Origin of the sequence: Bradyrhizobium sp. CCBAU 11434 (assembly GCF_028128895.1) — a bacterium.
In the GTDB taxonomy this organism is placed as follows: Bacteria; Pseudomonadota; Alphaproteobacteria; order Rhizobiales; family Xanthobacteraceae; genus Bradyrhizobium; species Bradyrhizobium zhengyangense.
Genome location: NZ_LBJX01000001.1, coordinates 407,171 through 426,245, shown reverse-complemented (window position 1 = coordinate 426,245; position 19,075 = coordinate 407,171). Strand labels below are relative to the sequence as shown.

The window sequence follows — 19,075 nt, the reverse complement described above, 5'->3', positions numbered from 1 at the left end:
CAAAGCGCGATGATGATTCACCAGAATCTCATCGCGTTTTAGCGTATCGCACTCGTCGGCTTGTCGATGTCTTCGGACGGCTTTGCCGGAAACAGCCGTGCCGTCGAGGAGATCGTGGTGTTGCGCTTGCATTTCGGTTCGTCGTCGGCGTTGTCGTTCTTGCCCTCGCGTTTCCTGGCAAAAACGTCGTCGAGCCGGTTGACGACGAGCATGCCATGGTCGCGTTCGAGCGTATCAGGGTTCTTGCGCTGCTCGCTTGAGTGGAACGTGCCGCCCTTGATGTCGCCGCTGATCTCGTAGTCACAGCCGCCTTTCCAGTCAGCCTGCGACCATTTCCATCCCTGGGCGTCGACCGAATCGTCCTTGTCCACGGTGATCCTGATGACGGCGTTATAGGCAAGCCAGGTGCCGGCGAGGCCGGCGCGCTTGTCGTCGAAGCCTTCGAGCAGCGCGATGCGCTCGCGTTGCAGGCTGTCGAGACGGTCGCGTCCAAACACCGTGTAATGCATCGCCGATGTCTGCTTCTCCCATGCGGGATGCAGGAATTCGGGATATTGCAGAGACTGGGCGCTCACCCAGTGGCGCTGGTCGTCCGTCAACCCGCGTCGCGTTGCTTCGTCCAGCCGCGGCAACAGCGCTTTCCATGCACGGTTCAGCCGCTGGTCGTTCGCGGCCAGATCCGGGTCGGCACAGATTTCCTCGTCGGTCGCCGTTTCAGGGCGAGTGCAGTCGAACGTCGGAGACACGAAGGCGGTATCGATCTTGTCGGTCCCATTCTGCTTGGCGCTCGCGAAATAGGTGCCGGTCACCTGGCCGAGGCGATCGCAATCCGGATCGTTGGAGAACGACCATTGCTCCTCGCTTGCCAGGATCACCACGCGGAGCGTGTCGCCCTGGCGCCGCAATTTGATCGAAACCGGATCGGCAGGTTTTGCGCCGGGCTCGGATGGTTGTGTCGGGACCGTGACGCCTGCGAGCCAGCCGTCTGCGCCGGCCTTGACGTTTGCCGTGAGCGTGCAGTGCCAATGCTTGTCACTGCCATAATCGGAGTTCAGCTCCGCATCGAGACGATAGCTGCCCGTCTCGGTCGCCGCGACGGTGATGCCACCAAAGGCGTTGGCCCAGCCGCCGGTCAGGCCGCTGCGACCGAAGCCGCGCGCGAGGTCATCCAGCACGGTCGCGCGCTGGCGCAGCACGTTGGTCATGTTCTGGCGCAGCTCGGCCTCGTCGGCTTCCTCGACGGTATAGGCGGCTTCCTGGATCATCTCGTTGAACCAGACTTGGTCGCGCTTGAACAGGGGCCGAACGTTTGCCGGTGCCTTGGCGATGGCCGCCGCAAACGATGCCTCGACCGCAGCAACGTGCTTGTCGTAGCCGTTGGCCTTGCAAAACTTGCTCGCGCCGCCCTCGATCTTGCTGCCGTCGGAGTTTTTCGCGCAGAACGTCATCGCCAGCGGTCCGCTGCTGCTGGCGCGCATGAAATCATCCATCGCGTCGGCAGTGGCGGGGCTGAGCAACGCGGCTGCAAGCAGCGCGAGGCGGACAGGCCTGGACATGGGCGGCTCGTGGTCGAAGCAGGTTCGGATCTGCTCCTTGGTCGCCGCTTGCATCCTTCCGGTTCAGGAGGCCGCGTGACGTCGCGTCCGCCCTGGCGGCCGGATCAGTTCATCATCCGGCGGAGCGCCTTGATCTGCTCTCTCTGCTCTTCGATATATTTCTCGATAGCCGCGCGCAGCTCCCGAGAATGGAGCTTTCTGGTATCGCGCTGAACTTCGTCGAGCGCAGCTTCTGCATTGGCGAGGGTGGTCTTCATCGCGAGCCCTGTTACGAAGCGGCCCCGGAGCGCCTAGGAGTCCGGGGCCATAACCTCAGCACCTTTGCGCGAGGCTGCTCGGCTACATCTCGTAATATATAGCGGCTCGGTCCGCGGAAATTGAGCTGGCTCAAGCTCCGTAAGATGCCGGTGCTCCGTATGATTGCGGAGGTCGCAATCGCGCCTTAGAACGTCGGCGGCGTGCAGGCCGAGATCACCTCGCAGGGCTTGCCGCCGACGCAGCGGAAGCGATGCGGACGGCGACTTTCGAAATAATAGGCATCGCCGGGATTGAGGATGCGCCGTTCGTCCTCGACGGTGACTTCGAGCTTGCCTGATATCACGATGCCGCCTTCCTCACCGTCGTGGACGAGGTGCACGCGCCCGGTGTCGCTGCCGGGCTCATAGCACTCCTTCAGGATTTGCAGGCTGCGGCCGAACAGATTGTCGCCGACCTGCCGATACGAGATCGGCTTCTTGCCGACCTCGGTCAGCTCCTCGGCGCGGTAGAAGATTTTGCGCCTGGACTCCGGCTCCAGTGCGAAGAACTCGGCAAGCCCCATCGGGATGCCGTCGAGGATGCGCTTGAGCGCGCCGACCGACGGGTTCATCTGGTTGGATTCGATCAGCGAAATCGTCGAATTGGTGACGCCGGCGCGCTTGGCGAGCTCGCGCTGCGACAGCTTCTGGCGGGCCCGGATGAATCGCAGCCGTCCACCGATGTCGACGCTCATGCCTCTGGTCCCTGTTGCAAGTGTTGCGGATCGCGCAAATATGGACCGGCTGCCCTAGGGAAATCAATGGCTTGCAGGTCACCAGAAAAGGACTTGTTGCGCTATTGAAGCCGTGGCTCTGCTATCCCGTCAGCAAAGGAGCGTGGCCCGTGACCCTTCATCAGATTCCGAACACTATCAAGACCGACTCGTTCTGGATGCCGTTCACGGCCAACCGTCAGTTCAAGAAGGCGCCGCGCCTGTTCTCCTCGGCCGAGGGCATGCACTACACCACCGTCGACGGCCGCAAGGTGATCGACGGCTCCGCCGGCCTCTGGTGTGTCAATGCCGGCCACGGTCGCAAGCAGATCGCCGCCGCCGTCGAGCGGCAGTTGATGACGCTGGACTTCGCGCCCGCCTTCCAGATGGGGCACCCGCTGGCCTTCGACTTCGCCGAGCGGCTCGCCGAGATCGCGCCGAAGGGCCTCGACCGAATCTTCTTCACCAACTCCGGCTCTGAATCGGTCGACACCGCGCTGAAGATCGCGCTGGCCTATCATCGTGCCACCGGCCAGTCGAGCCGCACCCGCTTGATCGGCCGCGAGCGCGGCTATCACGGCGTCGGCTTCGGTGGCATGTCGGTCGGCGGCATGGTCGCCAACCGCCGCGCCTTCGCCACGCATCTGCCGGGCGTCGACCATATCCGCCACACCCATGATCTTTCCCGCAACGCCTTCGCCAAGGATCAGCCCGAGCACGGCGCCGAGCTCGCCGATGATCTCGAGCGTCTGGTCGGCCTGCATGGCGCCGAGACCATCGCTGCCGTCATCGTCGAGCCGGTGCCGGGTTCGACCGCGGTGCTGCCGCCGCCGAAGGGCTATCTGCAGCGCCTGCGTCAGATCTGCGACAAGCACGGCATCCTGCTGATCTTCGACGAAGTCATCACCGGCTTCGGCCGTCTCGGCACGCCGTTCGCCGCCAATTTCTTCGGCGTCACGCCGGACCTGATGACCACGGCGAAGGGCATCACCAACGGCACCATCCCCTGCGGCGCGGTGTTCGCCAGCCGCAAGGTGCATGACGGCCTGATGGTCGGCCCCGAGAACCAGATGGAGCTGTTCCACGGCTACACTTATTCCGCGCATCCAACCGCCTGCGCTGCCGGCATTGCGACGCTCGACATCTACAAGGACGAGGGCCTCCTGACGCGCGGTGCGTCGATGGCCGAATACTGGCGCGATGCGCTGCATCAGCTCAAGGGCCTGCCCAACGTCGTCGACATCCGCAATTGCGGCCTGATGGGCGCGGTCGAGCTCGCCCCGCGCGAGGGCGCCGTCGGCGCGCGCGGCTACGACGTCATGGTCGACTGCTTCAACACCGGCCTTTACCTGCGCATGAGCGGCGACAGCTTCGCGATGTCGCCTCCGCTCATCGTCGAGAAGAGCCACATCGACCAGATCGTCTCGATCCTTGGCGACGCCATCAAGAAGGTGGCCTGATAATTGCTCTTTGCAGCAATGATGCAGCGGCGAGCGTGATGCCGCGGGAGTTTGACCAAGCGTGAAAGTTCTGATCCTCGGCAGCGGTGTCATTGGTGTCACCTCTGCCTACTATCTCGCCCGTGCCGGCCACGAGGTGACGGTCGTCGATCGTCAGCCCGAGCCGGCGCTTGAGACTTCTTTTGCCAATGCCGGCGAAGTGTCGCCAGGCTACTCCTCGCCATGGGCCGGCCCCGGCGTGCCGGTGAAGGCGGTCAAATGGCTCTTGATGAAGCACGGCCCGCTAGTGATCCGGCCGAAGCTCGACCCTGTCATGTGGGTCTGGCTGCTCAAGATGCTGCGCAACTGCACCAGTGCGCGCTACGCGGTGAACAAGAGCCGGATGATTCCGATCGCGGAGTACAGCCGCGATTCTCTGCGTGATCTCCGCCGCGACATCGGCGTTCAATATGACGAACGTTCGAAAGGTACACTGCAGCTGTTCCGCTACCAGGCGCAGCTCGACGGCACCGGCGAAGACGTCGCCGTGCTCAAGCAATACGGCGTGCCTTACGAGACGTTGAGCCGCGAAGGCTGCATCGCGGTCGAGCCGGCGCTATCAGGTGTGAAGGAAAAATTCGTCGGCGGCCTTCGCCTGCCGCAGGACGAGACCGGCGACTGCCACATGTTCACGCAGGCGCTGGCCAAGCATGCCGAGGCGCTCGGCGTGCGCTTCATGTTCAATACCGGCATCGACCGTATCGTCACGGATGGCGGACGCGTCAGCGGTGTCGCGACCAGCGCCGGGATGTTGCAGGCCGATAGCTATGTTCTCGCGCTCGGAAGCTATTCGTCACGAATGGCCGCGCCGCTCGGCATCGCGCTGCCGGTCTATCCGGTCAAGGGCTATTCGATCACGGTGCCGATCAAGGACGCCTCCGGCGCGCCGGAATCGACCGTGATGGACGAGAGCTACAAGGTCGCGATCACGCGCCTTGGCGATCGCATCCGCGTCGGCGGCACCGCGGAGATCTCGGGCTTCTCGACCAAGCTGTACGGCGCCCGCCGCGCCACGCTCGATCACTCCCTGACCGATCTGTTTCCGCGCGGCGGCGACCTCTCCAAGGCGACGTTCTGGAGCGGCCTGCGCCCGATGACGCCGGATGGCCCGCCAGTGATCGGCCCGACCCAATACGCCAACCTCCACCTCAACACTGGCCACGGCACGCTCGGCTGGACCATGTCCTGCGGCTCGGGGCGCGTGCTCGCGGACATGCTCTCGGGCAAGAAGCCGGAGGTGGATGTGAGCGCGCTGACGGTGGACCGGTATCAGCACCGGTTTGGGTGATTCATGCTGTCATTCCGGGGCGCTTCGAAGAGGCGAACCTGGAATCTCGAGATTCCGGGTCCGATGCCTCGCATCGCCCCGGAATGACCGTGAGCTTATCCCGCCCCCGTCACGCAATTCACCCACAGTACCACGGCCTTCGTCTCCTGCGCAGGATTCGAAAACCGGTGCGGCCTTCGGCTGGCAAAACGAAAACTGTCGCCTGCCTTCAGCGACCACGTTTCGCTGTCCACCGTCAGCATCATCTCGCCTTCGAGCACGAGACCGGCTTCCTCGCCGTCATGGGTGTAGAGCTCGTCGCCCGCGGAGCCGCCGGGATCGATATGCACCAGGAATAAATTGAGCCGGTTGTCGCTGCCCGCAGCGCTCAGCAATTGCTTCGAAATTCCGCTGCGCCAGAGTTTCAGTTCCGGCCGCTGAAGCCCGCGCGTCACCACCTGGTCGGAGGCGCCGTCGGCACTTGGGCTCGCACCGAACAAAGCCGCGATGCCAACGCCGAGCACGTCGGCGAGCGTTGCCAGCACGCGCAGCGACGGCGACGACAAGCCGCGCTCGATCTGGCTGAGGAAGCCGATCGAAAGCTCGGTGCGCGCCGCGACCGTTTCGAGCGAAAACTGCCTGACACGCCGGAGATCGCGGATACGGCGGCCGACCGCGACGTCCATTGCGGGCTCCGTCGGCTTCGCGGTAGCCTTCTTCCCGCTCTTGTTGCCATTCCTGGCCGGCTTTGCGACAGCCGGTTTGCGCATTCTCTTGCCACCGCTCACGTCAAAACGCTTCCTTCATGTGCATGAAAACCGCTTGCATCGTCGGCGAAAGTGTGACCAAATTTTCATATTGGTGAAAATAGGCCGAAACGGCTTGGCCCGCAACGTCTGCGATCAAGACGTCTGCGAGCGCCGTCATCGGCCGGACCCAAAGGGGGATGCGATGGCGTTAAAGCGTTTTGGTCTGGCCGCGGTCGCGGCGCTCGCAATTGCTGCGGTGACGCCGGCGTCGGCGCAGCAGGTGCTGAAGGTCGGCTCGACGCCGACGGGCATTCCCTTCACCTTCCTCGACACCAAGACCAATTCGATTCAGGGCATCATGGTCGATCTCGTCACCGAGATCGGCAAGGACGCCGGCTTCAACGTGCAGATCGAGCCGATGCAGTTCTCGGCACTGATCCCATCGCTGACCTCGAGCAAGATTGATATCATCGCGGCCGCGATGTTCATCACTGCGCCACGCAAGGAAGTCGTCGACTTCTCCGACCCGATCTACACCTATGGCGAAGGCCTGGTCGTCCCGAAGAGCGACACCAAGGCCTATGCCACGCAGGATGATCTGAAGGGCGAGACGGTGGGCGCGCAAGTCGGCACCGCCTTCGTCGATGCGCTGAAGAAGTCCGGCCTGTTCGCCGACGTGAAGGCCTACGACACGATTCCGGACATCCTGCGCGACGTGAACACCGGCCGCCTCAAGGCCGGCTACGCCGACTATCCAATCCTTGCCTACAATCTGAAGCAGGGCGGCTTCCCCGAGGTGCGGCTCGTCGACGGTTACAAGCCTGTCACCGTCGGCTCGGTCGGCATCGGGGTCCGCAAGGGCGAAACCGAGTTGCTCGGCAAGATCAACGCCTCGCTGGCGAAGCTCAAGGCCAATGGCACCATCGGCAAGATCCTCGAAAAATGGGGCCAGAAGGCGCAAAGCTGATAGAGGCTGATCGCAGGCTTTCCGATGAAAGGCTTTTGGCACGACGCTGTCGAGTTCTTCCCGATCCTGATGAACGGCGTCGCGTTGACGATCATCGTCACGATCGGCTCGCTGCTGCTCTCGACGGTGCTCGGCCTGATCTGGGCGATGATGCGGGTCTCCGGCATCAAGGCGCTGTCGATGCTCAGCGCCAGCCTGATCAATGTGATCCGCGGCATCCCGATCATCGTGCTGTTGTTCTATCTCTACTTCGTGATGCCCGATCTCGGCGTCACGCTGTCAGCCTTGCAGGCTGCCATCCTCGGGCTCGGCATTGCGTACTCGGCCTACCAGGCCGAAAACTTCCGTGCCGGCATCGAGGCCATCGACAAGGGACAAATCGAGGCGGCCCAGTCGATCGGCATGGGTTGGTGGTTGACCATGCGCCGCGTGATTCTGCCGCAGGCGGTACGCATCGTGCTGCCGCCCTACGGCAACGTCATGATCATGATGCTGAAGGACTCCTCGCAAGCTTCCACCATCACGGTCGCTGAGCTTGCCCTGCAGGGCAAGCTGATCGCATCCTCGACCTTCAAGAACACCAACGTGTTCACGCTCGTTGCGCTGATGTATCTCACCATGAGCATCCCGCTGATCCTGCTGGTCCGTCACTTCGAGAAGCGGGCGGGCAAGAAATGATCGAGCTGAGCGACGTCCACAAGAGCTTTGGCCAGAACGAGGTGCTCAAGGGCATCACGGCGTCGGTCGAAAAGGGCGAGGTGGTCTGCATCATTGGCCCGTCGGGTTCGGGCAAGTCCACCATCCTGCGCTGTATCAACGGGCTGGAAAGCTACGATCGCGGCGACATCAGCGTCGAAGGCCTGAAGGTCGACCGCGACGCGCCGTCGATCGTGAACATCCGCACCCAGGTCTCGATGGTGTTCCAGCGCTTCAACCTGTTCCCGCATCGGTCGGTGCTCGAGAATGTCATCGAAGGTCCGCTCTTCGTGAAGAAAGAGCCGCGTGCCCAGGTGACCGAGCGCGGGCGTGCGTTGCTCGCCCAGGTCGGGCTCGCCGAAAAGGCCGACGCGCACCCGCCGCAGCTCTCCGGCGGCCAGCAGCAGCGTGTCGCGATTGCGCGCGCGCTGGCCATGCAGCCCAAGGCGATCCTGTTCGACGAGCCGACCTCGGCGCTCGACCCCGAGCTGGTCGGCGACGTGCTCGGCGTCATGCGCAAGCTTGCCGACGACGGCATGACTATGGTCGTCGTCACCCACGAGATGGGCTTTGCCCGCGACGTCGCCGACCGCGTGCTGTTCATCGACGGTGGAATCATCGTCGAGCAGGGGCCGGCGAAAACGCTGCTCAACCAGCCCCAGCATCCGCGCACGCAGGACTTTTTGCGCCGCGTGCTGCATCCGCTCTGACCGGACTTCTACAATGACACGCCTGCCTCTGCCGCCATCGCTCTATGCCGACACTGCCGTCGCACCGGTGGCGACGCCGCCGCTCGATATGGACAAGAGCGTTTCCATCGCGATCGTCGGCGGCGGCTACACGGGTTTGTCCACGGCGCTGCATCTGGCGGAGCAGGGCGTCGAGGCGCTGGTGCTGGAGGCACAGGAGCCGGGCTGGGGCGCGTCCGGCAACAATGGTGGCCACACCAATCCCGGCTTGAAGCACGACCCTGATCAGATCGAGGCCGATTTCGGCACCGATCTCGGCCGCCGCATGATCGAGTTTTCCTACGGCACGCCGAGCTTCACCCATGATTTGATCCGCCGCTACCAGATCCCGTGCGAAGCGCGCCAGAACGGGACGCTCCGCGCCGCGTATAACGAGGCCAGCGCCGCCGCGATCGAGAAGACCGCCCAGCAATGCATCCGCCGCGGCATGCCGGTGTCGTATCTCAGTCGCGAGCAGTTGCGCAAGATGACCGGCACGGACCGCTATATCGGCGCCATGCTGGATAGCCGCGGCGGCGATCTGCATCCCCTCAGCTACGCCCGCGGCCTCGCGCGCGCGGCAATCTCAGCAGGCGCGAAAGTATATGGCGAGACGTCGGCGCTATCGCTCCGCCGCGACGGTGGTCGCTGGCGCATCGAGACGCCGCGTGCGGTCGTGCATGCGGAGAAGGTGCTGCTCGCCACCAACGGCTTTACCGACGATCTGTGGCCCGCACTCCGCCGCACCATCGTGCCGGTGTTTTCCTCGATCGCGGCCACGGCTCCCCTCTCCGACGAGGTCGCCCGCTCGATCATGCCGACGCGTCCCGTGCTCTACGAGAGCGGGCACATCACCGTCTATTACCGCATCGACCAGCACAACCGCCTGCTGATGGGCGGTCGCGGCCCGATGCGCTGGATCAAGTCGCCAACTGATGTCGCCTATCTCATGCGCTACGCCGAGCGGTTATGGCCGCAGCTCAAGGGCGTGGCCTGGACCCACGGCTGGAACAGCCGGCTCGCCATCACCGGGGACCATTACCCGCACGTGCACGAGCCCACGGAAAGCATCCTGATCTCGCTCGGCTGCAACGGTCGCGGCGTCGCGCTCTCGACCGCGATGGGCGCGCAGCTCGCGCGTCGTCTGATCGGCGGCGCCAAGGCCGAGATCGACATGCCTATCACGGGCATCAAGCCAATCCCGATGCATGCGTTCTGGCCGGTCGGCGTAACCACGGCGGTGATTGCGGGCCGCGTGCGAGACCGGCTGGGAATCTAGCCTCAGGCCTCCGCCACCGCGTCGGCCCAGGGCTGGAAGGTCTCGACCGCGCCTGAATTGATGTCGCCGTCGCGCATCACCGCGCTCGGGCAGGCGAACTTCATCGGCAGGGTCTGCACCGGCGCCTCCCTGTACTCGAAGCGCGCGGCAAGCGCCTTGCGCACATCCGCGGGCAGCCTGGTGTCGCCGAGCACGATCGCGCCCTCGCTGCAATCGATGCGGGGCTGGTGGATGGCAGTATCGAGATCCATGTCGAAATCCATCACAAAGGACACGAGCTGCAGGACCGAAGGCAGGATGCGGCGGCCGCCGGAGGCGCCCACTGAGAGGCGCTTGCCGTCGCTGGTCTCGGCGATGACAGGTGTGTAGTTGGTGAGGCAGCGCTTGCCTGGAGCGAGCGAGTTGGTGGTGCCCGGCGTCGGGTCGAACCACATGATGCCATTGTTCATGGCAATGCCGCTGTGCGGCGTCACATATTTCGAGCCAAAGGACGAGAGCAGCGTCTGCGTCACCGCGGCGATGTTGCCGTCGCGGTCGACCACGGAGAAATGCGTGGTGCAGGCGGGTGCCAGATATTCAGCGCCGAGCGAGCGCTTGCCGTCGGCATCGCCCATGTCCTTGAGCCGCTCGCGGAAGGCGGCTTGCAGCGCGGCGGCATATTCTGTGTAGGCGGCCGCATCCGGCGCGGCTGTCGGTTTCAAAGCCTGCTGCAACAGGCGCAGCGCATGTGCCATGGTCGGGCCGGCCGTGAGCTCGGGCGTCGCCAGCACCTTGCCGCCGCGATAGGGGATCGCCAGCGGCTCGCGCAGATGGGCGCGGAATGCGGCGAGATCCTCGACCGACAGCGAGCCGCCATCGGCCTTGACGTCGGACGCGATGCTCTTGGCGAGATCGCCCTGGTAGAAGTCGCGCGGCCCTGCCTCGGCGAGGTGCAACAGCGTCGCCTTCAAATTGTCCTGCGGCATTCGGATCTCAGCCTCAATGCTCCAGGGCGGGCTCGGAGGCAGGCCGTCTTTCAAGAACATGGCCGCGCTCGCGGGATAGCGGCGAAGATCTGCCGCCGAGCCCGCGATCGTCAGCTCGGTCCACCAGTCGACCAGCAGGTCTTCGCCGGCGAGTTTCGCAGCTGGCTCGACCAGGTCCTTCCACGGCATCCTGGCGTGGCGACGGTGCACCTCTTCCATGCCGGCGACGACGCCGGGCACCGCGATCGCGCCGGGGCCGTGAACGTTGCGATCGTCCTTCACCCGTGGCCACGGAAACAGGTCGGTGGCGACGCGGTCGCCGGTGATGGGATAGTCGGCCGCCCGCAGGCTTTGCGGTGCGCTCATGCCGTAGTCGATCACCTCATAGCGATTTTCCTTGGCGCGGTAGAGCACCATCGCGCCGCCGCCACCGATGCCGCTGTTCCAGGGCTCCAGCACGTTCAGTGCAAAAGTGGTCGCCACGATCGCGTCGGCGCAGTCGCCGCCCGCCGCCAGCACCTGCGCTCCCACCTCAGCCGCCCGCCGCGATTGCGAAGCGACAATGCCGCCCTTGGATTTCACGGCGGGTTTGCGGACGGTTTGGTTGAGGCTGAACTGATGAGGCATGATGTCGCTTGTGCTTGTTTTGGCTTTGTTGCGATGACCTTGACGCTCCGTAATTGGCGGAGCGCGCGAAGGATGGCACATTGCCGGCAACGAGAACATCGAAACGGAGAGGCGACATGGCAGGTGTGAAACAGGCGCGGGATGGCGCTGTCGGGATCCTGACGCTCGACGAGCCTGAAAGCCTGAACGCGATGACGCCAGACCTGCTCGGCGCACTCGCCGCTGCGATCGCCGACATGACTGGGGATGAGGAAGTCCGAGCCCTTGTCCTCACCGGTGAGGGGCGCGGATTTTGCTCAGGACAGAATTTGAAGGCGGCCGGAGCGCTGGGCGAAGACCTCGCCGCCGGCGTGATGCGCTTCTACTGGCCGGCCTTCAAGGCCCTGCGCGAATGCCGCGTGCCTGTCGTCGTTGCTGTCAATGGCGTCGCGGCCGGTGGCGGCTTCAGCTTGGCGATGGCCGGCGACATGATTGTTGCGGCGCGTTCAGCCAATTTTATTCAAGTTTTCAGCCGCATTGCGCTGGTGCCCGACCTCGGCTCGACCTGGCTGTTGCCGCGGCTGATCGGCCGGCAGCGCGCGCTTGAGCTGATGCTTTTGAACGAGCTGCTCACGGCCGAACGCGCCCAGGAGATCGGCCTGGTGCGGCAGGTCGTCGACGACGAGCGGCTGATGGAGGAGGCGCTGACCTTGGCGCGTCGTCTGGCGGAGGGGCCGACGCGCGCGCTGGTGGCGACGCGTGCTCTGGTCGAGGAGAGCGAGCACAGCAGCTACGAGGCGCAGTTCCGCCGCGAGATCGAGCTTCAGGCCACGGTCCGCACAAGTGCCGATGCGATCGAGGGTCGCAGGGCCTTTGTTGAGAAGCGTAAGGCGAAGTTCACGGGGAGGTGAAGGGCGGGCCAGCTCCTAAACGCAACAAGGCCGGGTCAAGCCCGGCCTTGTTGAAGAGGAGATTTGCGGGGAAGCGGCAAAAGCCGCCGAACTCAGAGCGTGCGGTTCAGGCGGCTGGCCTGATATTTGGCGTGCCATTTTGGGCCGGGGCCGCGCATGTAGTGCAGTTCGGGGCGGTAGGGGTTGCCGGCGACTTGCACCAGCTTCTGCCATTTGCTGGCGACGAAGGTGAGGGGATGGCGGAGCAGGGTCAGGGAAGCGAACAGCATGGCATCACCTCAATGGGGCTTGCCGAGCATGGCGGTGAAGGGGAGATCGAAGATTTCCTCGCCGTCGTCGTCGCTGATGTGGATCACCCAATCGCGCCAGTCTTCCGCGCCTGGCGTCTCGATCATGGAGCGCATGATCTGGGCGGCGCGGTCGCGCGCTTCGGTCAGATTGGCGACTGCGGTGCCGTAGCGATCAACCAGAGTGCCTTCGGCATTCGAGCAGTGGAAATACATCTGAACCATACACGCCTCCTCTGAAAGCGATTTGGATGGCATATCGGTACCACCCGAAAGAGCCGAAAAATATTCGGGTCAAGCCCGGTAAGGAAATCTACGGAGGTTGGTCGGCATCACGCGCCTTGCGGGTTTGATCACAGGCCGGTGATGTCCAACTGGACGGCGCCTAAACGGCATGGAACAACCCTCAGCCGAAAGCCTGGGGAGGCCGTCGTGAATCATCTCACTTTGCAGAATGGACGCCGAAGCTTGTGCGCAGCTGCCGTCGTCGTCAGCGCGGTCTTGCTCGGCTTTGCCTCTCTGGCCGCGTCCGATCCCTTGCGGAAAAGCGGCTATGCGGTGGGACCAGAGACCTGCGGCAGCGGCGATCTCGCCTTTCCCAAGGTCCAGATCGACATGAAGGCGGGCTTCTGCGCCGGCCTCGTCGGCAGCGAGGAGGACCATCTGAAATTTCCCCGGTCGATCATCCAGGTGCCCGGTCGTGATCTGTTCGTGGTGGCCGACATGGGCGGCTGGGGCCACAGCGATGGCCGGTTGCTGCTGCTTGATCCCCGCGCCGCCAGCGGCCAACGCTTCAAGGAACTCCTAACCGGAATTGAATATCCGTTCGGGCTCGTGATCGGGCCGGACAAGAAGCTCTATGCCTCGACCGCCGAGACGATCTTCCGCTTCGATCCACTCGCCGACAATCCGCGCGGCACGGTCGAGACCATCATCCGTCACATGCCGGGCCGCCGCATCACGCTGCCTGACGGCACCAAGCTCGAGGAGGCCGCGCATCCGCTCAAGCAGTTTGTCTTCGACAAGAACGGACGGCTGTTCGTCAATGTCGGTGCCCACAGCGATGATTGCATCACGCCGGCGCCGATCACGAAGCCTTGCGCGCCGGCTGAAGGCACGTCCGCCATGGCGGCGCTCTGGCTGTTCACGCCGCCGTCAGGCGGCGTCTTCCCGGCCTTGAAGCCTGGCGATCCCGATCCGGCTCACACGATCTACGCGCGCGGCTTGCGCAACTCGCTGGCGCTGGCCCTGCATCCGAACTTCCCCGACGCCGGCTATGCCTTCCTGCAAGGCGAGAACGGTCGGGACCTGCCCGATATCTTCAAGCCGAACGAGGAGATCAACGCGATCGAGCAGGGCAGGCATTATGGCTGGCCCTATTGTTACGATCTGTCGACGCCGAGCCCCGAGTTCAAAAGCGTGCTGCAATCGGGCGTCTACAAATCGCTCTGTACGGCGAACACGCTCTACAAGCAGCCGTTCTCGCTGCTGCCGCCACACGGTGCGCCGCTCGCGATGCTGTATTATCACGGTGCCAAGTTCCCCGAGCTGGAAGGCAAGCTCCTGATCGGCCTGCACGGTTATCGCCCGACCGGCAGCCGCGTGCTGATCTACGACGTCGACGATCACGGCTTCCCAAAGCCTGCTCCGCCGCCGGTGCGCTACCACGTCAGCTGCGCGGCTGATCCGACCCACAATTTCCAGACCGACGCCGGCGATGTCGCCGCGGCACCGTTCGACGAGCTGATCGCCGGCTGGCACCGCGTCAACGGGACGCGGCCGCAAGGCGCGCCGGTCGGCATGACGGTCGCGGAGGACGGTGCAATCTGGCTGGTCGAGGATAAGAACCAGACCATCATCCGCGTCGATCGCGCCGCCGGCGATCCTCCGCCGCCATTGCCTTGCGATACCCGCAGCCAGGCGCTGATCGACCAGCTCGCCGCTTTCGTCGCCAAGGACCCGCAGAACAAGATACGGCTCACCACGCTGCGCAAGAACCTCGTTGAAAAGCATTGCGTCGGCTGTCATTCCGATTTCGGCCTCAAGGCGGGGCAGTCGGATGCAGACAAGGACGCGACCGTGCTGAAGTTCATGCTGTCCCAGGACGGCTGGATCTACCCAGGCGATCCCGTCTCCGGCAGACTGCGCACACGGCTGCGCGGCACAGGCGCGGAGAAGCTGATGCCGCCCGGCGGCGAGAGCCTGCCGAAGACCGAGCCCGGCTACGCGGCCCTGCTCACCACCGCGGATCTGCTCGTTGCCAGGATGGTTCCGGGAACGCCGATGCTCATCAGGCTTGGCCTGCCGCAGCGCAAATTCTTCAGCAAAGCGAACAAGGAATGCGGCGAAATACCGGCTGCCAAGGTCGTCGTCGTGACACAAAGGAACGCTGTAGACAAACCCGGCTTCAGCCGCTTCTTCCGGCCAGCCGATCCTTATCTGAATGGCGATTGCAGCGACGATGATGGCTATTACATCCGGCAGGACTTTCTGGTGCCTGTGCAGTAGCATTCTGCTTGTCGTCGCAACGCCGCTCTTCGCAGCCGAGGCGAAGCTGTTCGAAAGCGTGCAGGTCACGCCCGACGGTGAATACACACATGGCATCGAGGGGCCCGCCGCCGATCTCGATGGCAATCTCTTCGTCGTCAATTTCGGCAAGCCCGGCACCATCGGCCGATTGCCCGCGGGCGCTGCGGCGTCTGAAGCCTTCACGGAGCTTCCCGAGGGAAGCGTCGGCAATGCGATTCGCTTCGATCGCAATGGCACGATGTTCATCGCCGACTACAAGAAGCACAACATCTTTGCGATCGCGAAGGGCGCAACAGAACCGATTGTCTGGTTTCACGCCGACGAGATGAACCAGCCCAACGACATCACCATCGCCCGTGACGGCGCGATCTACGCGAGCGATCCGAACTGGAAGGGACGGGAAGGTCACATCTGGCGCATTGCGAAAGCCGCCGATGGCGTGGTGCAAGGACAGATCATGTCGGCACCGCGTGCGATGGGCACCACCAACGGCATCGATCTCAGCCCCGATGGCAAGACGCTCTACGTCGGTGAGTCCAGCAATGGTCAGGTCTGGTCCTACACCATCCGCGGCAACGAGCTCGCCGATGCCAAGCTCGTCAAGACATTCCAGCCCGACACCATCGACGGCCTGCGCACAGATGTCGCTGGCCGGCTTTACGTCGCGCGCATTCTGAAGGGCACGATCGCGCTGATGAAGCCGAGTGGGGTGGTCGAGCGCGAGATCGCACTGAGGGCGAAAGAGCCAACCAATCTCGCCTTCGGCGGCAGCGACGGCAAGACCGTCTACGTCACCCAGCGCCAGGGCGGCTTCATCGAGTCCTTCCGGACCGACCAGCAGGGTCGCGAGCACTGCCTTCAGCGCGGGCGCTGTTGAGCGCCTGCTCAGAGGCGATCTGCTTCCGACGCAGGACGGCTAGGCGAGGCCGGCATTCTTCTTGCTTGCATCTGGCCGCCGCAGCGATCAAGAACTCTGTGGCGCTGTTGAAGAGCACGGAGTGTTGAGTGAAAGCCGTCCATACCGAACTGCACCGCAGCCACGACCCGCAATTCTTCCTGGTTCGCGGTGTGGTCAAGCGCACCACCGAGCAGCCCGAGCGCGCCGACCGCCTGCTCAAGGGCTTGAAGGACGGCAAGCATCAGCTGGTCGATCCGACCAAATTCGGCCAGGGCCCGCGCGCGCGCATTCACAGCCCGGAATATCTGTCGTTCCTCAGCGAAGCCTGGGATGCCTGGGCGGCGCTCGGCGATTCCGGTCCGGAGATGATCGGTAATGTTCATCCCGTGCGCCACGCAGCGACTTATCCCACCCATATCGTCGGGAAGCTCGGCTGGCACACAGCGGACACTGCAGCTCCCATCGGCCCCGGCACATGGGCTGCAGCCTGCGCGGCGACTGATGTCGCGGTCACCGCGGCGCAGATGGTGATGGACGGTGAGGATGCTGTTTACGCGCTCTGCCGTCCGCCCGGCCATCACGCCTATCGCGACATGGCCGGCGGCTTCTGCTTCCTCAACAACAGCGCCATCGCGGCCGCGCATCTGCGGCAGAAGCACGAGCGCGTCGTGATCCTCGATGTCGACGTCCACCACGGCAACGGCACGCAAGGGATCTTCTACGCGCGGCCGGACGTCTACACGATCTCGATCCACGCCGATCCGATCGCCTACTATCCCTATGTGTGGGGCTACGCGCATGAGCGCGGCGAGGGCCCCGGCCTCGGCGCCAATCTCAACATTCCCTTGCCGATCGGCACAGGCGATGACGGCTACCTCAAGGCGATGGACGTCGCGCGCAAGGCGATCGAGTCCTTTGCGCCCGGCGCACTCGTGATCGCGCTCGGCCTCGATGCCTCCGAGCACGATCCGCTGAAGGGTCTCGCGGTCACCACGCCCGGCTTCCGTCGCATCGGCCAGGCCATCGCGAAGATGGGCCTGCCGACCGTGTTCGTGCAGGAGGGCGGCTACCTCTCGGATATTCTCGGCGCCAACCTGACCTCGGTGCTGGCGGGCTTCGAAGAGGCGCGGTGAGATTTTTACCTCTTCCCGCGCTTGTCTCGTCGGAGCCTTGGCGAAGGCGGGTGCGGGGAGAGAGGATTCTAAAACATCCCGCTCGCCTTGAGCGCGTTGCAAACATGCTGCATCTCGGCCTTATCCGCGACCATGTCGAGCATGATTGTGGTCAGCCCCTTCGCCGCAAACTCCTTCAGCTTGGCGCCGATCTCGGCGTAGCTGCCGACGAGATAGGGGCAGTCGGCCTGGAAGGTGAGGTAGGGCAGCAGCCAATAGCCATTGTCGGCGAGCTCGCCGCTTTGCCCCTCATATAATCGCCGCTTCCAGACGGAATCCGAATTTTCGACCGTAAGTGCGAGCAGCTCGCGATCGTCAGGGTTGTCGCGGAAACGGGCCTTGGCCGCCTGCCGCGCCTCCTCACCGCCCTCGCGCGCGAAGATGCCAAAATTCATGCCTGATGCGCTGAGGCCGCGATCGAGGTCGGGCGGCAACATCTGCATCTTGATGCAGCCGGTCTCCTCGGCGACGTGCCTGGCAGCGTCCGATTGCCCCGCGATCAGAAATTCCGGCATCAGCTCGGCGGGCAGGCGCGGCCGCAGTTGCAGATTGCTGGCGCGATAGAATCGGCCGTCGACATTCACCGGGCGCGGGCTCGAGAGCAGCTGTCGCATCAAGGTGACGAACTCGCCGAGCCGGACATAGCGGTCGGCATGAGACTGCTCGTCGCCCAGCCCCTGCAGGTCACTGATCGCCGTCCCCGTGATCATGTTGAGGTAGACCTTGCGGCCGTAGAGCTGCGCAAAGGACGAGACGAACTTCGCTGCCGCGAACGGGTGCATGTAGACGGGGTTAACGGCGATCAGTGGCGAAGATCGTGTCGTCGCCGCGAGGATGTGCTGGGCCATGGCCCAGGGCTCGACGAAGACGTCATTGCCCTCGAACAGCAAAATGCCTTCGAAGCCGTTGCGGTCGGCGAAATCAGCCACCCGCATCAGTTCGCCGACATATTTTTTGGGATCGCGGTTGCGCGAGATCGCGGGAAAGACGCGCAGCCGCGCCGGCATCACTCCGCCGCTTCCTGGAGCGGCCAGGCGTTGCGGGTGATGCGCAGGCCGCCGGCCGCGCGCGAGCCGTCGGCGATCGCGAGGCGATGCGATGGCGACGGCGAGCACAGCGAGAAGCGCCAGCCTGCAGGGTCATCGGCGATGTCGGGCTTGAAGCTGATCCCGATCGCCTCCCGCGACACCTGCATCGCGAAGGCATCCAGCGGCAGATTGAGCCCAAAACCCCTCGCTTTCAGATAGGCTTCCTTCAGCGTCCAATAGTCGAAGAATCGCTCGATCGCGGCGGGCTCCGGCAGCGTGCGGAGTGTCTCGACCTCTTCCGGCGCAAAGAAGCGGAGCGCGGTCGAGAGCGGCGCGACGCGCCGCGACACGGTCTCGACGTCGACACCGACGGTCTCGTGCTTCGACACGACGCACGCGACGCAGCCATCGGCATGAGACAGGCTGAAATGCAGCGGCGTCGAGGTCGCAGGTGCCGCGACAAAGGGCCGCCCATAGCGTCCGGTCGAGAACGACCAGTCGGTCGGTTCGACATCCGGCGCTGCGTGTGACAGCGCGAGCCGCAGCATCGCATGCGCGAAGACATATTGCCGCTGATGCCGTTCGAACTTGAAGCGGTCGGCGCGCATCCTCTCGTCGAGCGAGAGCAACCGTCGGCACGCATCGACTGTGCCCGGCGTGTCAATGCTCTCAATCAATCCGATAAACAGTCCAATTCCGTCGTCTGCCATCAATTGGGCCCATAGCGTCAGGCGGAGGCCAAATCCGGCCCTGACTGAAGGATCAACCGAACAGGAAGCAACTCGGCGGACCGCTTCTAGCGGCCCACCCGGGCAAATTCTTGTCGATTGCTGGCCGGTTTACAGGCGCAAGCTTGTGCGAGACCCCAACCCGACAGGCGAGCGGCCAAAATCCGATAATGAAATCCAAAGATCCGCGCGGCGTCCCGG

The 19,075-nt window shown here is 64.1% G+C and carries 19 protein-coding genes; 10 read left to right on the top strand and 9 right to left on the bottom strand.

Annotated elements, in window-relative coordinates; genetic code table 11:
• Positions 1-38: 38 nt before the first annotated feature.
• From XI06_RS01970 to XI06_RS01960, 3 genes are all read right to left on the bottom strand, one after another.
• Positions 39-1,556 (bottom strand): lysozyme inhibitor LprI family protein, encoded by a 1,518-nt coding sequence (locus tag XI06_RS01970; RefSeq protein WP_271604535.1) that lies wholly within the window; start codon positions 1,554-1,556, stop codon positions 39-41.
• A 104-nt stretch (positions 1,557-1,660) separates the two neighbouring features.
• The gene (locus tag XI06_RS01965; protein ID WP_164934218.1) at positions 1,661-1,813 is read right to left on the bottom strand and encodes a hypothetical protein; all 153 of its coding nucleotides are present in this window, start codon (positions 1,811-1,813) and stop codon (positions 1,661-1,663) included.
• 185 nt (positions 1,814-1,998) lie between these two features.
• A complete protein-coding gene (locus XI06_RS01960; protein ID WP_237865193.1) occupies positions 1,999-2,547 on the bottom strand; it encodes a cupin domain-containing protein in 549 nt (182 codons plus the stop codon).
• A 149-nt stretch (positions 2,548-2,696) separates the two neighbouring features.
• Here XI06_RS01960 and XI06_RS01955 point away from each other — a divergent pair, with 149 nt between their 5' ends.
• Together XI06_RS01955 and XI06_RS01950 are read left to right on the top strand one after the other, a co-directional pair.
• Positions 2,697-4,025 carry an aspartate aminotransferase family protein gene (locus XI06_RS01955; protein ID WP_237872739.1) on the top strand — a complete coding sequence of 443 codons (1,329 nt, stop codon included), beginning with the start codon at positions 2,697-2,699 and terminating at the stop codon, positions 4,023-4,025.
• A gap of 61 nt (positions 4,026-4,086) precedes the next feature.
• On the top strand, positions 4,087-5,352 hold the full coding sequence (locus XI06_RS01950; RefSeq protein WP_237865197.1) for a D-amino acid dehydrogenase: 1,266 nt from the start codon (positions 4,087-4,089) through the stop codon (positions 5,350-5,352).
• Positions 5,353-5,447: 95 nt separating this feature from the next.
• Here XI06_RS01950 and XI06_RS01945 read toward each other — a convergent pair whose 3' ends face one another.
• A complete protein-coding gene (locus tag XI06_RS01945; protein WP_237865199.1) occupies positions 5,448-6,101 on the bottom strand; it encodes a helix-turn-helix domain-containing protein in 654 nt (217 codons plus the stop codon).
• 181 nt (positions 6,102-6,282) lie between these two features.
• On the opposite strand from XI06_RS01945, the gene XI06_RS01940 reads away from it, so the two are divergent.
• The 4 genes from XI06_RS01940 to XI06_RS01925 are packed head-to-tail and all read left to right on the top strand — an operon-like array spanning position 6,283 to position 9,750.
• Positions 6,283-7,047, top strand: coding sequence for an ABC transporter substrate-binding protein (locus tag XI06_RS01940; protein ID WP_237865201.1), 765 nt, complete (start codon positions 6,283-6,285; stop codon positions 7,045-7,047).
• Positions 7,048-7,071: 24 nt separating this feature from the next.
• Complete coding sequence (locus XI06_RS01935; protein ID WP_237865203.1) at positions 7,072-7,725, top strand: amino acid ABC transporter permease; 654 nt, start codon at positions 7,072-7,074, stop codon at positions 7,723-7,725.
• Positions 7,722-8,453, top strand: coding sequence for an amino acid ABC transporter ATP-binding protein (locus XI06_RS01930; protein ID WP_237865205.1), 732 nt, complete (start codon positions 7,722-7,724; stop codon positions 8,451-8,453). Before XI06_RS01935 ends, XI06_RS01930 begins: the two co-directional genes overlap by 4 nt.
• Positions 8,454-8,466: 13 nt before the next feature.
• Positions 8,467-9,750, top strand: coding sequence for an NAD(P)/FAD-dependent oxidoreductase (locus XI06_RS01925; protein WP_237865207.1), 1,284 nt, complete (start codon positions 8,467-8,469; stop codon positions 9,748-9,750).
• 2 nt (positions 9,751-9,752) lie between these two features.
• Here the strand turns inward: XI06_RS01925 and XI06_RS01920 are convergent, their stop codons facing one another.
• Positions 9,753-11,342: a gamma-glutamyltransferase family protein gene (locus XI06_RS01920; RefSeq protein ID WP_271604534.1), complete on the bottom strand. Its 1,590-nt coding sequence runs from the start codon at positions 11,340-11,342 to the stop codon at positions 9,753-9,755.
• Positions 11,343-11,458: 116 nt separating this feature from the next.
• On the opposite strand from XI06_RS01920, the gene XI06_RS01915 reads away from it, so the two are divergent.
• A complete protein-coding gene (locus tag XI06_RS01915) occupies positions 11,459-12,232 on the top strand; it encodes an enoyl-CoA hydratase-related protein (protein WP_237865211.1) in 774 nt (257 codons plus the stop codon).
• Between the two features lie 92 nt (positions 12,233-12,324).
• Here the strand turns inward: XI06_RS01915 and XI06_RS01910 are convergent, their stop codons facing one another.
• Together XI06_RS01910 and XI06_RS01905 are read right to left on the bottom strand one after the other, a co-directional pair.
• Entirely contained in the window at positions 12,325-12,501 is a 177-nt protein-coding gene (locus XI06_RS01910; protein WP_237865212.1) for a hypothetical protein, read from the bottom strand.
• Between the two features lie 9 nt (positions 12,502-12,510).
• Positions 12,511-12,744 carry a DUF6894 family protein gene (locus XI06_RS01905; RefSeq protein WP_237865214.1) on the bottom strand — a complete coding sequence of 78 codons (234 nt, stop codon included), beginning with the start codon at positions 12,742-12,744 and terminating at the stop codon, positions 12,511-12,513.
• Between the two features lie 222 nt (positions 12,745-12,966).
• On the opposite strand from XI06_RS01905, the gene XI06_RS01900 reads away from it, so the two are divergent.
• The 3 genes from XI06_RS01900 to XI06_RS01890 all read left to right on the top strand — a co-directional run bounded on the left by XI06_RS01900 (position 12,967) and on the right by XI06_RS01890 (position 17,079).
• Positions 12,967-15,027, top strand: coding sequence for a PQQ-dependent sugar dehydrogenase (locus XI06_RS01900; protein WP_249803658.1), 2,061 nt, complete (start codon positions 12,967-12,969; stop codon positions 15,025-15,027).
• Complete coding sequence (locus XI06_RS01895; RefSeq protein ID WP_237872747.1) at positions 14,984-15,925, top strand: SMP-30/gluconolactonase/LRE family protein; 942 nt, start codon at positions 14,984-14,986, stop codon at positions 15,923-15,925. Before XI06_RS01900 ends, XI06_RS01895 begins: the two co-directional genes overlap by 44 nt.
• Before the next feature lie 128 nt (positions 15,926-16,053).
• The gene (locus XI06_RS01890) at positions 16,054-17,079 is read left to right on the top strand and encodes a histone deacetylase family protein (RefSeq protein ID WP_271604533.1); all 1,026 of its coding nucleotides are present in this window, start codon (positions 16,054-16,056) and stop codon (positions 17,077-17,079) included.
• Positions 17,080-17,147: 68 nt separating this feature from the next.
• Here the strand turns inward: XI06_RS01890 and XI06_RS01885 are convergent, their stop codons facing one another.
• Positions 17,148-18,128, bottom strand: a complete 981-nt coding sequence (locus XI06_RS01885) for an LLM class flavin-dependent oxidoreductase (protein ID WP_271604532.1) — start codon at positions 18,126-18,128, stop codon at positions 17,148-17,150.
• The gene (locus XI06_RS01880) at positions 18,125-18,823 is read right to left on the bottom strand and encodes a 4'-phosphopantetheinyl transferase family protein (RefSeq protein WP_237865222.1); all 699 of its coding nucleotides are present in this window, start codon (positions 18,821-18,823) and stop codon (positions 18,125-18,127) included. Before XI06_RS01880 ends, XI06_RS01885 begins: the two co-directional genes overlap by 4 nt.
• Between the last annotated feature and the right edge of the window lie 252 nt (positions 18,824-19,075).

Bases quoted from the DNA above. Each gene is read 5' to 3' on its own strand.
- XI06_RS01905 (WP_237865214.1), bottom strand. From the start codon at position 12,744: ATGGTTCAGATGTATTTCCACTGCTCGAATGCCGAAGGCACTCTGGTT.
- XI06_RS01910 (WP_237865212.1), bottom strand. From the start codon at position 12,501: ATGCTGTTCGCTTCCCTGACCCTGCTCCGCCATCCCCTCACCTTCGTC.
- XI06_RS01920 (WP_271604534.1), bottom strand. From the start codon at position 11,342: ATGCCTCATCAGTTCAGCCTCAACCAAACCGTCCGCAAACCCGCCGTG.
- XI06_RS01940 (WP_237865201.1), top strand. From the start codon at position 6,283: ATGGCGTTAAAGCGTTTTGGTCTGGCCGCGGTCGCGGCGCTCGCAATT.
- XI06_RS01930 (WP_237865205.1), top strand. From the start codon at position 7,722: ATGATCGAGCTGAGCGACGTCCACAAGAGCTTTGGCCAGAACGAGGTG.
- XI06_RS01915 (WP_237865211.1), top strand. From the start codon at position 11,459: ATGGCAGGTGTGAAACAGGCGCGGGATGGCGCTGTCGGGATCCTGACG.
- XI06_RS01935 (WP_237865203.1), top strand. From the start codon at position 7,072: ATGAAAGGCTTTTGGCACGACGCTGTCGAGTTCTTCCCGATCCTGATG.
- XI06_RS01970 (WP_271604535.1), bottom strand. From the start codon at position 1,556: ATGTCCAGGCCTGTCCGCCTCGCGCTGCTTGCAGCCGCGTTGCTCAGC.
- XI06_RS01960 (WP_237865193.1), bottom strand. From the start codon at position 2,547: ATGAGCGTCGACATCGGTGGACGGCTGCGATTCATCCGGGCCCGCCAG.
- XI06_RS01965 (WP_164934218.1), bottom strand. From the start codon at position 1,813: ATGAAGACCACCCTCGCCAATGCAGAAGCTGCGCTCGACGAAGTTCAG.
- XI06_RS01895 (WP_237872747.1), top strand. From the start codon at position 14,984: ATGGCTATTACATCCGGCAGGACTTTCTGGTGCCTGTGCAGTAGCATT.
- XI06_RS01925 (WP_237865207.1), top strand. From the start codon at position 8,467: ATGACACGCCTGCCTCTGCCGCCATCGCTCTATGCCGACACTGCCGTC.
- XI06_RS01945 (WP_237865199.1), bottom strand. From the start codon at position 6,101: ATGCGCAAACCGGCTGTCGCAAAGCCGGCCAGGAATGGCAACAAGAGC.